We start from the raw sequence: 13591 nt of genomic DNA, 5'->3' as shown, positions 1-13591 counted from the left end.
TCAGGGATGATTTGTTGACTTCCCTTCTGGCTCGCTGCAAGGCCATGCCACTCTCCCGTTTCAGCCAGCCCCTGTTCTGGCTTCTGCTGCTGTTGCTGGCCCAGCAGTGTGCCGTGCTCACCTGGCGCCTGTACGAACTGGCCCAGCCCGCTCCCCTGACCCCCTGGCAACCCTCGGTCACCTCGGTGCAGGGGAGTGGTGGCGATCGCCTCGATCTTGGCAACCTCAGCCGCCTCTCTCTCTTTGGCAAGGCGCTGCAACCCCAGGCGGACAAGGCGGCAGAGACGGTGGCGGTGGATGCCCCGAAAACCCAGCTCAACGCCCAGCTCAACGGGGTGCTGGCAAGCTCGGATCCCGCCAAGTCCATCGCCATCATCGCCCACAACGGGACACAGAACTCTTACGGCATCGGAGACTACATCGACGGTACTCAGGCCAGGATCCGCCAGGTGTTTGCCGATCGGGTCATTATCGCCCGGGACGGCCGTGACGAGACCCTGATGCTGGACGGGGAAGAGTATGGCAAGCCCCTGCCCAAACCGGCCCGCCAGGAGGGACTCTCCTCCGTGCGCAGCGAACTGCTGGGCAACCCGGGCAAGATCACCGATTACCTCAATATTTCTCCGGTCCGGGTGGACGGTCGCATGACCGGCTATCGCCTCAACCCGGGTCGCAATCCGGAACTGTTCAATCAACTCGGACTGGTCGCCAACGATCTGGCGGTCAGCATCAACGGCCTGGATCTGCGTGACAACGCCCAGGCCATGCAGGCGATGCAGCAGGTGGCGGGCGCCACGGAAATGACCGTCACCGTCGAGCGGCAAGGACAGCTCTACGACGTCTATGTCGGCTTGTCAGAATAATGAATTGGAGTAGCACCAAGAATGACAAATAAAGGGAAGGGCTGGCGTCTGGCCACCATGGCGGCAGCCTTGATGATGGCTGGTTCTGCCTGGGCCACCGAGTATTCCGCCAGTTTCAAGAACGCCGACATCGAGGAGTTCATCAACACGGTCGGCAAGAACCTGAACAAAACCATCATCATAGAGCCATCGGTACGCGGCAAGATCAACGTGCGCAGCTATGACCTGCTCAACGAGGATCAGTACTACCAGTTCTTCCTGAGCGTGCTCGACGTTTACGGCTTTGCCGTGGTGCCCATGAACAACGGCGTGCTCAAGGTGGTGCGCTCCAAGGATGCCAAGACCTCGGCCATCCCCGTGGTGGATGACACCAACCCCGGCGTGGGTGACGAGATGGTGACCCGGGTCGTGCCGGTGCGCAATGTCTCGGTCCGTGAACTGGCCCCCCTGCTGCGTCAGCTCAACGACAACGCCGGCGGCGGCAACGTGGTCCACTACGAGCCCTCCAACGTGCTGCTCATCACCGGCCGCGCCGCCGTCGTCAACCGCCTGGTGGAGGTGGTTCGCCGGGTGGACAAGGCGGGGGATCAGGACATGGACGTCATCAAGCTCAAGTTCGCCTCCGCCGGCGAGATGGTGCGGCTGGTGACCAACCTCAACAAGGATGGCAGCAATCAGGGGGCCAACGCCTCGCTGCTGCTTTCCCCCAAGGTGGTGGCCGACGAGCGCACCAACTCCGTGGTCATCAGCGGCGAGCCCAAGGCCCGTGCCCGCATCATCCAGATGGTGCGCCAGCTCGACCGGGATCTGCAGAGCCAGGGCAACACCCGGGTCTTCTACCTGAAATATGGCAAGGCCAAGGATCTGGTGGACGTCCTCAAGGGGGTCAGCTCCAGCATCGCCGCCGACAAGAAGGGCGGGGCGGCTGCCACGGCCACGGGCGGCGCCAGCATCGGCGGCGGCCAGCTCGCCATCTCCGCCGACGAGACCACCAATGCCCTGGTGATCACCGCCCAGCCGGACGTGATGGCCGAGCTGGAGCAGGTCATCGCCAAGCTCGACATTCGCCGTGCCCAGGTGCTGGTGGAGGCCATCATCGTCGAGATATCGGATGGTGACGGCATGAACCTCGGGGTGCAGTGGGCCAACACCAATGGCGGCGGCACCCAGTTCACCGACACCGGTCTGCCCATCGGCTCCCTGGCCATCGCCGCCAAGGATTACAAAGACAACGGCAACACCGACGGCCTGTCATCCCTGGCGGGCAGCTTCAGCGGCATGGCGGCAGGCTTCTATCACGGAGACTGGGCGGCGCTGGTGACGGCGCTCTCCACCAACAGCAAGAACGACATCCTCTCCACCCCGAGCATCGTCACCATGGACAACAAGGAAGCCTCCTTCAACGTCGGTCAGGAAGTGCCGGTGCAGAGCGGCTCCCAGAGCTCCACCACCAGCGATCAGGTGTTCAACACCATAGAGCGCAAGACGGTGGGGACCAAGCTGGTGGTGACGCCCCAGATCAACGAAGGAGATTCCGTGCTGCTCAACATTGAGCAGGAGGTCTCCAGCGTGGCACAGAAGCAGGCGACCGGGACCGCCAACCTGGGCCCCACCTTCGATACCCGCACCGTGAAGAACGCCGTGCTGGTCAAGAGCGGCGAGACAGTGGTGCTGGGTGGCCTGATGGACGAACAGACCCAGGAGCAGATCTCCAAGGTGCCCCTGCTCGGGGACATTCCGGTGCTGGGTTACCTGTTCCGTTCCTCCAAGACCTCCACCGCCAAGCGCAACCTGATGGTCTTCATCCGCCCGACCATATTGCGTGACGCCAATGTCTACTCCGGGGTCTCCAGCAACAAGTACACCCTGTTCAGGGCCGAGCAGCTGAGCCGGGCTGCGGAAGAGGGCTATGCCACCTCGCCGGCTCGCCAGGTGCTGCCCGCCTATGGCCAGGACGTGATGATGTCCCCCGAGGTGCAGCAGCAGATCCAGAGAATGCAGGCCCAGCAGCAGGCGACCGCCACCGGCGTGCGCGCCCAGGTGCAGGAGCAGCCCTTCGTGCAGAGCAAGCCCTGATGGCCGCCTACCAGCTCGATGGCAGCGAGCTGCCGGCTCCCCTGCCGGAACTGCCGTTCGCGTTTGCCCGCAACTTCGGGGCCATCCTGACCGAGCGCCAGGGTGCCCCGGTGCTGCTCTGTCGTCAGGGGATCTCCCCCCAGACCCTGCTGGAGGTGCGACGGGTGGCGGGCTGTGCCTTCGCGGTGGAGCAGCTTGGCAACGACGAGTTCGAGACGCTCCTGATGGCCCACTATCAGCGTGACTCCTCCGAGGCGCGTCAGCTGATGGAGGATCTCGGCAACGAGATGGACTTCTTTGCCCTGGCCGAAGAGCTGCCCCAGAGCGAGGATCTGCTGGATGCCGACGACGACGCCCCCATCATTCGCCTCATCAATGCCATGTTGAGCGAGGCGATAAAAGAAGAGGCGTCCGACATCCACATCGAGACCTTCGAGCGGGCCCTGGTGATCCGTTTTCGCATCGATGGGGTGCTGCGGGAGATCCTGCGCCCCCATCGCAAACTCGCCTCCCTGCTGGTGTCGCGCATCAAGGTGATGTCGCGCATGGACATCGCCGAGAAGCGGGTGCCCCAGGATGGCCGCATCTCACTGCGCATCGGCGGCCGGGCGGTGGACGTGCGGGTCTCCACCATGCCCTCCAGCTACGGTGAACGGGTGGTATTGCGACTGCTCGACAAGAACAACGTGCGCCTCGAGCTCAAGCAGCTCGGCATGACGCTGGCCAACCGCAACATCATCAGCGAACTCATTCGCAAGCCTCACGGCATCATCCTGGTGACGGGCCCGACCGGTTCGGGCAAGTCCACCACCCTCTATGCGGCCCTCTCGGAGATCAACTCCCGGGATCGCAACATCCTGACCGTCGAAGACCCCATCGAATATGACCTCGAAGGGGTGGGCCAGACCCAGGTCAACAGCAAGGTGGACATGACCTTCGCCCGGGGCCTGCGCGCCATTCTGCGCCAAGACCCGGACGTGGTGATGGTGGGGGAAATCCGTGACCTCGAGACCGCCCAGATCGCGGTGCAGGCATCCCTCACCGGTCACCTGGTGATGTCGACCCTGCACACCAACACCGCCATCGGCGCCATCACCCGGATGCGGGACATGGGGATCGAGCCCTTCCTGCTCTCCTCGTCGCTCCTGGCGGTACTGGCCCAGCGGCTGGTGCGTACTCTCTGCCCGGATTGCCGCGCACCGCACCCTGTCACCGAGCAGGAGCGTGTTGCCATGGGCATCGAGCTTGCGCCGGATCAGCAGATCTGGCGTCCGGTGGGCTGCGAGCAGTGCAACCATACCGGCTATCGCGGCCGGACCGGCATCCACGAGCTGGTGGTGGTGGACGAGGCGGTGCGCGAGGCGATCCACAGCGCCAGCGGCGAGCTCGCCATCGAGCGGCTGATCCGGGGTCATACCCCCAGCATCCGCCGCGACGGCATCGACAAGGTGCTCAAGGGGCAGACCAGCCTCGAAGAGGTGCTGCGCGTGACCCGGGAAGACTGAGATGGCGGCATTTGAATACAAGGCCCTCGACGGCAAGGGGCGCAACAAGAGCGGCGTGCTGGAAGGGGATTCCGCCCGCCAGGTGCGCCAGTTGCTGCGCGAGCAGGGGCTGACCCCCCTCGAGGTGAACGAGACCACCGAGAAGGCCAAGCGGGAGGCGAACCGCTTCGTGCTGTTTCGCCGTGGCGCCTCCACCGCAGAACTGGCCCTCATCACCCGCCAGCTGGCGACCCTGGTGGGGGCCGGTCTCACCATCGAAGAGGCCCTCAAGGCGGTCGCCGAGCAGTGCGAGAAGGCCCACCTGCGCAGCCTGGTGGCGACGGTGCGCAGCAAGGTGGTGGAGGGGTATTCCCTGGCCGATTCGCTGGGGGCCTTCCCCCATGTGTTCGACCAGCTGTTCCGCTCCATGGTGGCGGCCGGCGAGAAGTCCGGTCACCTAGAGAAGGTGCTCAACCGTCTCGCCGATTACACCGAGCAGCGCCAGCACATGCGCACCAAGCTGCTGCAGGCGATGATCTATCCCATCGTCCTCACCCTGGTGGCGGTGGGGGTCATCTCCATACTGCTCACCGCCGTGGTGCCCAAGGTGGTGGCCCAGTTCGAACACATGGGCCAGCAACTGCCGGGCACCACCCGTTTCCTCATCGGCACCAGCGAGCTGTTGCAGCACTACGGCCTCTGGTTCCTGCTGCTCCTTGGCATTGGCGGCCTGATCTGGCGCTGGTGGCTGACCGACGACAAGCGCCGCCGTCGCTGGCACCAGGTGATACTGCGCCTGCCAGTGATCGGTCGGGTCAGCCGCGGTCTCAACACCGCCCGCTTTGCCCGCACCCTGAGCATCCTCAACGCCAGCGCCGTGCCCCTGCTGGAGGGAATGAAGATCGCCGGCGAAGTGCTCTCCAACGACTATGCCCGCATGCGCATCGGTGAGGCCACCGAACGGGTGCGGGAGGGGACCAGCCTGCGCAAGTCGCTGGATGAAACCAGAATTTTTCCGCCCATGATGCTGCACATGATCGCCTCGGGCGAGCAGAGCGGCGAGCTCGACAGCATGCTGGAGCGGGCGGCGGACAACCAGGACAGGGAGTTCGAAACCCAGGTGAACATCGCCCTCGGGGTGTTCGAGCCCATGCTGGTGGTCTCCATGGCCGGGGTGGTGCTGTTTATCGTGATGTCGATCCTGCAGCCGATCCTGGAGCTCAACAACATGGTGAATCTGTGAGGCTGGCGTGCGTGTGACATCGGTCGATCCCGCGGTCAACTCGCTCGAGCTCAACAACATGGTGAATCTGTGAGGGTCGGGTGCCCGAATAGGCTTCGCCATTCGAACCTGCACATTCAATCGAACGATTGTGGTTTAACAGTTAATCGTTGATGGCTCATGCCATCTCATTTCGTTAGGGAGTCAGTCATGCAAAAGCGTCGTCAATCGGGTTTTACCCTGCTGGAAGTGATGGTGGTCATCGTGATCCTGGGGATCCTGGCCAGCCTGGTGGTGCCCAACCTGATGGGCAACAAGGAGAAGGCGGATCAGCAAAAAGCGGTCTCCGACATAGTGGCGCTGGAAAACGCCCTCGACATGTACAAGCTGGACAACAACCGCTACCCGACCACCGAGCAGGGGCTGGACGCCCTGGTCAACAAGCCGACCGCATCCCCTGAGCCGCGCAGCTACCGTGAAGGGGGCTACATCAAGCGCCTGCCGCAGGATCCCTGGGGCAACCAGTACCAGCTGCTGAGCCCGGGCCAGTTCGGCAAGATCGACATCTTCTCCATGGGGATGGACGGCGAAGCCGGGACCGATGACGACATCGGCAACTGGAACCTGAAGGACTTCCAATAAGTGATTCCGCCGCGTCGTGCTCACCGGGCCACCCCGGGGCTGCCTGAATGAAGATGGCCTCTTCGGCCCGTCACCAGGCCGGTTTTACCCTGCTGGAAGTGTTGCTGGTCGCCATGTTGATGGGACTGGTGGCGACCGCCGTCACCCTCAGCATGGGGGGCGCCAGGGGGGATCGGGAGCTGGACAAGCAGGCGCGCCGCTTCATGGCGACCCTGCAGCAGGCCCAGGAGTATTCGGTCATGGATGGCAGGCTGCTGGGGCTGCGGGTCGAGGAGAACGGCTGGCAGTTTATGTCCCGGGATCCCAAGGATCGCAAGTGGCGCGCCCTGACCGGTGACAGGCTGCTGGGGCCGGTGACGTTGCCGGAGGGGATGACCCTGGCGGTGGAGCTGGAAGGTTTCAACTGGCGTACTGCGTCGGATGAACGCCAGGAGCAGGGTCGGGACGAGCGCGAGCGGACACCCCAGATCCTGGTCTTTCCGGGGGGAGAGCTCTCTCCCTTCGTGCTGACCCTGAGCCAGCAGGACGAGGATCTGCACTACCTGCGCACCGTCAGGGGGGACGAGTTCGGTCGTCTCTCCCTGTTGCAGGATGAAGAGGAAGAAGAGTGAGGAGCGCCAGGCCCGCAGGGGGCGCTCTAGCGCGTCGCACCGCTCTGTCGGACGGCCCCGCCCGGGTGCGCGGCATGACGCTGCTGGAGGTCATGGTGGCCCTGGCGGTGTTTGCCATCGCCGGGCTGGCGGTGATGAAGACCGCGAGCGAACACCTGGCCGGCCTCAATTATCTGGAGCAGAAGACCCTGGCGACCTGGGTGGTGGAGAATCAGCTGGTGCAGCAGAAGCTCGAAGGCAAATGGCCGGGAGACAGCTGGGTGGAAGGGGACGAGGAGATGGCCGGGCAGACCTGGTACTGGCGCTATCGCGGCGTCGCCACGGCGGACAGCAACTTCAGGGCGCTGGACATGGAAGTGCGCACTGCGCCCAAGGCCGACAGCCCGGTGGCCATGATCCGGACCTATCTCAGCCGATGAACATTCATCAACGTGCGTCCATGATCCGGAGCCGGTGTCAGCCGATGATCCAGAGCAACCCCCGCCCATCGCGCCACCGCGGCTTTACCCTGCTTGAGATGCTGGTGGCCATTGCCATCTTCGCCACCCTGAGCCTGGGGGCCTATCAGGTGCTGCAAGGGGTGCTGACCAGCGACGAGGTTGCCAAGCGCAAGGAGGCCCGCCTTTCGGAACTGCAGCTCGCCTTCAGCCTGCTGGAGCGGGACGTCACCCAGATGGTGCCGCGCAGCGGTCGCATCGACGGCGAGAACAACAAGGTGCTGCTGGCGGCGTCCCGCTTCGGCCAGCAGAGCGACGACTGGGGCATGGCCTTCATTCGCGGCGGCTGGCTCAATCCGGACGGCATACTGCCGCGCTCCGGCCTGCAACGGGTGGGTTGGCGTCTCAAGGGGCAGACCCTGGAGCGGTTGAGCTACCTCTATCCGGATCCGGCCATTGGCACCGAGCCGCGCATTCAGCCCGTGCTGACCGGCGTGACGGCGCTGCGCCTCTATTTCTACGACAAGGGACAGTGGAAGGAGGAGTGGACCCAGCGCGACCTGCTGCCCTACGGGCTGGCGGTGGAGCTGGAGCTTGAAGACTACGGCACCATCCGTCGCCAGTTCCTGATCGGAGCCGGTGGCCAGAGGGCAGAGAATGGTAACTGATCGTCGTTTTCCCCTGTCCGTCACGAAGGATGACAGCACTATTCGACGTCGCCAGTTCCTGATCGGAGCCGGTGGCCAGAGGGCGGACAATGGCAATTAAGCGCCCCCGCCCTTCTTTGGCCCCCGGCAGACAGCGGGGCATGGCCCTGCTGGTGGTGTTGCTCATCCTCGCGGTGATGGTGATCGTCGCCAGCAACATGAGCGGCCGCCTGCAACTGGAGCTGCGTCGCACCGCCAACCTCACCCTGGGCAAGCAGGCCTGGTGGTATGCCATGTCGGCGGAGGCCCTGGTGATCAAGGTGCTGAACCAGGACTTCAAGGATGACCCGGATCGGGTGAGTCTGGGACAGAACTGGGCGCGGGAGGACGGGGTCTTCCCGGTGGAGGATGGCACTCTCTCGGGCCGGGTGCGGGATCTGCAATCCTGCTTCAACCTCAACAGCCTGAGCGTGCCCCTCAAGGAGGGGGAGAACGGCGACGATCTCGAGGCCCAGCCTTATCAGTTCAAGGTGTTCCGGGCCCTGCTCGCCCAGCTCGAGGTGGATGATTACGAAGCGGTGCAGCTGACGGACGCCATCCGCGACTGGACCGACAAGGATACCCAGCTGGTCTCGAGCAACGGGGCCGAGGATGCCTACTACGAGGGACTCAATCCCCCCTACCTGGTGGCTAACCAGCGGATGCTGGGCACCGACGAGTTGCGGGCAGTGCGCGGGGTGAGCGCCAGCCTGTACGCCCGGTTGGCCCCCTATGTGTGCTCCCTGCCCAATGACAAGCTGGTGGTGAACATCAACACCATCCGGCCGGAGCAGGCGGCCCTGCTGGTGGGGCTCTACCAGGGGAAGATCGGGCTGGACGATGCCAAGCGGGTGCTGACCAGCCGCCCCAAGAAGGGGTGGAAGAACAAGCAGGAGATGACGGAGCAGTTGCAGGTTCAGCCGGGTGCCATCACCGGGCTGGATGGCGCCCTGGACATCAAGAGCAGCTTCTTCGAGGCCCGCCTGCTGGCGGAGGTGGGGGAGACCCGCGCCAGGCTTGAGACCGTCTTCCAGCGTGGCAAGGACAACAAGCTGGTGATGCTGCGTCGCCTGAGCGGCGGCGCCGAATAACAAGGGGGCGTGGGGCGGTTTCAGCTGCCCTGCGCATCCCCCGATTGGACTGCAACCCATGGCTGTGCGCCCGCCCCCCTGAGGGAGGAGCGGGCATGGCAGGAGAGACATTAGTGAGCGAGAGTCTGGTCATCCGTCTGGGGACCAATGCGCAGCAGCCAGTGCACTGGCTGGTCTGGTCGGCGCAGGAGCAGGAGATCATCGCCTCCGGCATCCTGGCATCGGCGCACGCCCTCGGCGAGCTGCAGGAGCGTGCCGGTGGTCGCCCCGTGGTGACCCTGGTGCCCGGCAGCGATCTTATCTTCCGGCGGGTCAATCTGCCGGGCAAATACAGCCGCCAGAGTGCGGCGGCCCTGCCCTATCTGCTGGAGGAGCAGATCGCCTCAGACGTGGACGATCTGCACCTGGTGGTGCTCGGCCATCAGGGCCGCGAGGTGGATCTGATGGCGGTGGACAAGGGGAAGATGCACTCCTGGCTCGGCTGGCTGGAGCAGGCAGGGCTCAAGACCCTGCACCTGCTGCCCGACGTGCTGGCGCTGCCGCTCGCCGCCGATGGCTGGTCAGCCCTGCAGCTGGGGGAGGAGTGGCTGGTCCGCCAGGGCCCCCGTCAGGGCATAGTGGCGGAGGAATCCCTGCTGGCCATGCTGTTGGCAGCGCAGACCGAACCCGTCACCCTGCACTGCCATACTCCCATCCCCGCCATGGCGGCGGGCAACTGGCAGGGGGCTGACCCGGAACTGCCCATGCTGTTGCTGGCGAAAGGGGCGCTGACCTGCCAGGCCAACCTGCTGCAGGGGCCCTATCGTCCCCAGACCGAATACGCCCGCTACTGGTTGCAGTGGCGCAAGGTGGCGGTGCTGGCAGGCGTATTGTTGCTGGTGGCCCTGGTGCAGCGCGGTGTGCATCTGCACCAGCTGACGGAACAGGACAAGGCCCTCAAGGCGGAGATCCGGCAGGTCTACACCCGGATCTTCCCGGGGGAGACGCGCATCGTCAACGTGCGCAGCCAGATGACCCAGCACCTCCAGCAGTTGGGGCAGGCTCCCCAGGATGGCGTCCTGTTGCTCCTGACCGAGCTGGCCCCGGTGTTTGCCGAGGTGCCCGGCCTCAAGCCCGAAGTGCTGCGCTTCGATGCAGCCCGGGGCGAGCTGAGGTTGCAGGTGACGGCCCCCGGCTTCACCGAGATCGAACGTTTCCGCGAGCTGGCGGGCAAGCGCTTCGCGGTGCAGCAGGGTGAGGTGCGAAGCACCGAAGGCAAGGTCGAAGGGGCGCTGGTGCTCAAGGGGAGGTCGTCATGATGGACAAACTGCAGAGCTGGTGGCGCGGCATCAGTGCCCGCGAGCAGCGGCTGGTGGCGGTGGGGGGCAGCGTGCTGCTCATCGGGCTCTTCTACTGGGCGATCTGGCAGCCGGTGGCAAATCGCATTGCCGAGCGCGAGCGGCAGGTGGTGAACCAGCAGCAGACCCTGGCCTGGCTCAAGGAGAAGGGACAGGAGGTGCTGGCGATGCAGGGGGGACAGGGGCGCCAGATCGATACCGGTGGTACCCTGGACGGCGTGGTGAACCGCACCGCCTTCAACCAGAAGATCAAGATTGCCCGCTTGCAGCCCCAGGGTCAGGAGCTGCAGGTATGGATAGACACGGTGCCGTTCGATGATCTGCTGATCTGGCTTGCGACCCTCTCGGATCAATACGGCGTCCAGGTGCAGATCATCGAGCTGGCCCGCGAGGGGCTGGCCCCCGGGCTGGTCAAGGTCAGACGTTTGCAGTTGAGTCGTTCCCAATGAAGCGAAAAATAGTGATCGCCAGTCTCTTCCTGCTGGCCTATCTCGGTTTCCTGCTGGCCCAGTTGCCTGCATCCCTGGTGGTGCGCCATCTGCCGCTGCCCTCCAATCTGGTGCGGCTGGAGGGGGTGAGCGGCACCCTCTGGAGCGGTCAGGCCGCCCGGGTGCAATATGCCAGCGAGTCCCTCACCCAGTTGCGCTGGGATCTCGATGGCTGGTCCCTGCTGCGGCTGTCGCCCGAGGTGTCGGTGCGCTTTGGCGAGCGCAGCGGACTCAACGGGCAGGGGAGCCTGGGTTGGAACGGTGCTGCTTTCGGGCGCAACATCACCCTGAATGCGCCGGCCCCCTGGGTGCTGGAGCGGGTGCCGATGAGACCCCCCTTCCCGTTGACGGCGACGGGTCAGTTGCAGCTCAAGATCGATCAGTTTGCCCAGGGCACTCCCTGGTGCGACAACCTTTACGGGGATCTTCACTGGTATGATGCACAGGCGGACACCCCGGCGGGCAAGCTGGCCCTGGGGGATCCCGAGATCACGCTCACCTGTCTCGACTCCCGGCTGGTGGCCGAGATCAAGCAGGGCTCGGAGGCGGTGCAGGTGCTGGGCAAGCTGGAGTTGCAGGCCAATCGCCAGTACCTGTTCCAGGGCACCTTGAAACCGGGTCCCGAGCTGCCGGACCAGATGAAACAGGGGCTACCCTTCCTCGGCCAGCCCGATGGGCAGGGGCGATTCCCGCTGCGTTATCAGGGCCGCATCTGACGGCGTTGCCCATGATTTGACAGGCACAGACACCACCCCGCCCCGGCGGGGTGGTGTCGTTATGGGGGCGCGCCGGCTGGCGCCGTGATGAGGTGATTGAGGAAGAAGCTGAACAGCTCGGCCCGGGAGTGCAGGTTCAACTTGGCGTAGAGGTGCTTGCGGTGATTCTTCACCGTGCCGCTGCCGATGCCGAGCGAACCGGCAATGGCCTCGGTATCCAGCCCCTGCAACAGCAAACCCGCCACCTGGCGCTCCCGCCGGGTTAGCTGATCTCCCCCCACACTGGCGATAGCCTGCTCCACCGCCCCCTTGAGGTCAGTGCCATCTGACCTGGCCGGGCTGCGGGCCAGGCGGGGTGTCTCTTCCCGCCAGTGCTGGCGACACAGGGAGTGGACCAGCGGGAACAGTGCCTCCAGCCTGGCCAGCTCGTCACGGCTGAGGGAGCTGCGCTTGTCGAGGCGGCCCAGAAACAGCATCAGGGTGAGGCCGCCGCGCACCGGCAGGATCAGCCCCACCTCCTCCTGCCAGCCGGTGGCCTGATAGAAGTGGTGGCGATACTCGGGGTCGAGCCGCCCCCGTGACACCTGCGTCAGGGTCCAGACCCCGGCACCCAGCCCCTGCTCCAGCGCCTGCATGAAGGGATCCTGACTGAAGTGGCGGGTGAGGTAGCGGTCGAACAATAGGGCCCGCTGATGATGCAGGTTGTCGTAGAGGTAGACGGGGCGCAGCCCCACCCCGAGCAGCAGGGCACAGTCGAATGCCACCTGTTGCTGGATGAGGCGCACCAGGGCTGCCGGGAAGCCGCTGCCGTGCAGGGCATCGACGGCGGCGGTCAGGCTCAGGGTATCCGTGGCAGGAGACGGGGGCATGGCGATGGGCTCCGGGTCAGGGAATGGTTTCCCCACGATGGCAGGATGCTAGCACGGGAGTGGCAAAACTGTCCCCTGGGGGACATATCTGCCAGCACTGCAAACGGCGAGGATGGCCCTCTTTCTCTTGCTGTTGGAGCCCTCCATGACAAATCCTCACCTGCTCGATGAGCTGACCCAGCGCGGCCTGGTGGCCCAGAATTCCGACCCGGTGGCGCTGGCCGACCATCTTGCCACCCCGCGCACCGTCTACTGCGGCTTCGATCCTACCGCTGGCAGCTTGCACATCGGCCACCTGGTGCCACTGCTGATGCTGCGCCGCTTCCAGCTGGCGGGCCACACCCCGGTGGCTCTGGTGGGCGGGGCCACCGGCCTTATCGGCGATCCCAGCTTCAAGGCAAGCGAGCGCCCCCTCAACAGCGCCGAGACGGTGCAGGGCTGGGTCGCCAGCCTGTCGGCCCAGATAAAAGCGCTGCTGCCAGCGAGCGACGGGCTGGCGGCGTCGCTGCTGGTCAACAACGCCGACTGGATGGGGCAGATGTCCGCCCTCGATTTTCTGCGGGACATCGGCAAGCACTTCTCGGTCAACGCCATGCTGGCCCGCGAATCGGTGCGCCAGCGCCTGGCCCGCCCGGATCAGGGCATCTCGTTCACCGAGTTCTCCTACACCCTGCTGCAATCCCAGGACTTCGCCGTGCTCAACCAACGCCTCGGCTGCACCCTGCAGATCGGCGGCAACGACCAGTGGGGCAACATCACCAGCGGCATGGACCTCACTAGGCGGCTGCATCAGGCCCAGGTCTATGGCATGACGCTGCCGCTCATCACCAAGGCCGATGGCACCAAGTTCGGCAAGACCGAGGGGGGCGCCGTCTGGCTCGACCCGGCGCTCACCTCCCCTTACGCCTTCTACCAGTTCTGGCTCGGTACCGCAGACGAGGATGTCTACCGATTCCTGCGCTACTACAGCTTTATGCCGCTGGCCGAGATTGATACCAATCAGATTAAAGATGTGATCTAATTGCTCTATTCTGGTTTCACTGTACTCAGTATGTCCGATCCAATCGAT

Annotated in this window: 13 protein-coding genes and 1 pseudogene; 13 read left to right on the top strand and 1 reads right to left on the bottom strand. The window is 64.7% G+C overall.

Going from position 1 to position 13591, the window contains the following annotated elements; all coding sequences use genetic code 11:
- Positions 1–14 precede the first annotated feature (14 nt).
- The 12 genes from exeC to exeN all read left to right on the top strand — a co-directional run bounded on the left by exeC (position 15) and on the right by exeN (position 11653).
- Positions 15–863: a GspC family type II secretion system variant ExeC gene (gene exeC, locus PG896_RS10625; protein WP_270835689.1), complete on the top strand. Its 849-nt coding sequence runs from the start codon at positions 15–17 to the stop codon at positions 861–863.
- Between the two features lie 21 nt (positions 864–884).
- On the top strand, positions 885–2939 hold the full coding sequence (gene exeD, locus PG896_RS10620) for a GspD family T2SS secretin variant ExeD (RefSeq protein WP_010675726.1): 2055 nt from the start codon (positions 885–887) through the stop codon (positions 2937–2939).
- Positions 2939–4444 (top strand): GspE family T2SS ATPase variant ExeE, encoded by a 1506-nt coding sequence (gene exeE / locus PG896_RS10615; protein ID WP_042014784.1) that lies wholly within the window; start codon positions 2939–2941, stop codon positions 4442–4444. The genes exeD and exeE overlap by 1 nt, the downstream gene beginning before the upstream one ends.
- Position 4445: 1 nt before the next feature.
- Positions 4446–5666, top strand: coding sequence for a GspF family T2SS innner membrane protein variant ExeF (gene exeF / locus PG896_RS10610; protein ID WP_039040588.1), 1221 nt, complete (start codon positions 4446–4448; stop codon positions 5664–5666).
- A 189-nt stretch (positions 5667–5855) separates the two neighbouring features.
- Entirely contained in the window at positions 5856–6287 is a 432-nt protein-coding gene (gene exeG, locus PG896_RS10605) for a GspG family T2SS major pseudopilin variant ExeG (RefSeq protein WP_010675723.1), read from the top strand.
- Positions 6288–6334: 47 nt separating this feature from the next.
- Positions 6335–6898: a GspH family T2SS minor pseudopilin variant ExeH gene (exeH, locus tag PG896_RS10600; RefSeq protein ID WP_270835688.1), complete on the top strand. Its 564-nt coding sequence runs from the start codon at positions 6335–6337 to the stop codon at positions 6896–6898.
- Between the two features lie 65 nt (positions 6899–6963).
- A complete protein-coding gene (gene exeI, locus PG896_RS10595) occupies positions 6964–7317 on the top strand; it encodes a GspI family T2SS minor pseudopilin variant ExeI (protein ID WP_257713654.1) in 354 nt (117 codons plus the stop codon).
- 44 nt (positions 7318–7361) lie between these two features.
- Positions 7362–8003, top strand: a complete 642-nt coding sequence (gene exeJ / locus PG896_RS10590) for a GspJ family T2SS minor pseudopilin variant ExeJ (protein WP_103858238.1) — start codon at positions 7362–7364, stop codon at positions 8001–8003.
- A gap of 89 nt (positions 8004–8092) precedes the next feature.
- Complete coding sequence (exeK, locus tag PG896_RS10585) at positions 8093–9112, top strand: GspK family T2SS minor pseudopilin variant ExeK (protein ID WP_069784267.1); 1020 nt, start codon at positions 8093–8095, stop codon at positions 9110–9112.
- Positions 9113–9225: 113 nt separating this feature from the next.
- A complete protein-coding gene (gene exeL, locus PG896_RS10580) occupies positions 9226–10410 on the top strand; it encodes a GspL family type II secretion system protein ExeL (protein ID WP_080989970.1) in 1185 nt (394 codons plus the stop codon).
- Positions 10407–10898, top strand: coding sequence for a GspM family type II secretion system protein ExeM (gene exeM / locus PG896_RS10575; RefSeq protein ID WP_010675717.1), 492 nt, complete (start codon positions 10407–10409; stop codon positions 10896–10898). Before exeL ends, exeM begins: the two co-directional genes overlap by 4 nt.
- Positions 10895–11653 carry a GspN family type II secretion system protein ExeN gene (gene exeN, locus PG896_RS10570; protein ID WP_113977631.1) on the top strand — a complete coding sequence of 253 codons (759 nt, stop codon included), beginning with the start codon at positions 10895–10897 and terminating at the stop codon, positions 11651–11653. The genes exeM and exeN overlap by 4 nt, the downstream gene beginning before the upstream one ends.
- Before the next feature lie 59 nt (positions 11654–11712).
- On the opposite strand, the gene PG896_RS10565 is transcribed toward exeN, so the two are convergent.
- Positions 11713–12522 carry a helix-turn-helix transcriptional regulator gene (locus tag PG896_RS10565; protein WP_113977629.1) on the bottom strand — a complete coding sequence of 270 codons (810 nt, stop codon included), beginning with the start codon at positions 12520–12522 and terminating at the stop codon, positions 11713–11715.
- Between the two features lie 145 nt (positions 12523–12667).
- Here PG896_RS10565 and tyrS point away from each other — a divergent pair.
- Positions 12668–13534 (top strand): annotated as a pseudogene (gene tyrS / locus PG896_RS10560) (tyrosine--tRNA ligase); the annotation flags it as partial.
- Positions 13535–13591 lie beyond the last annotated feature (57 nt).

The organism is Aeromonas sp. QDB30, assembly GCF_027707645.1.
In the GTDB taxonomy this organism is placed as follows: Bacteria; Pseudomonadota; Gammaproteobacteria; order Enterobacterales; family Aeromonadaceae; genus Aeromonas; species Aeromonas caviae.
This window is presented reverse-complemented; position numbering and strand designations above follow the sequence as displayed.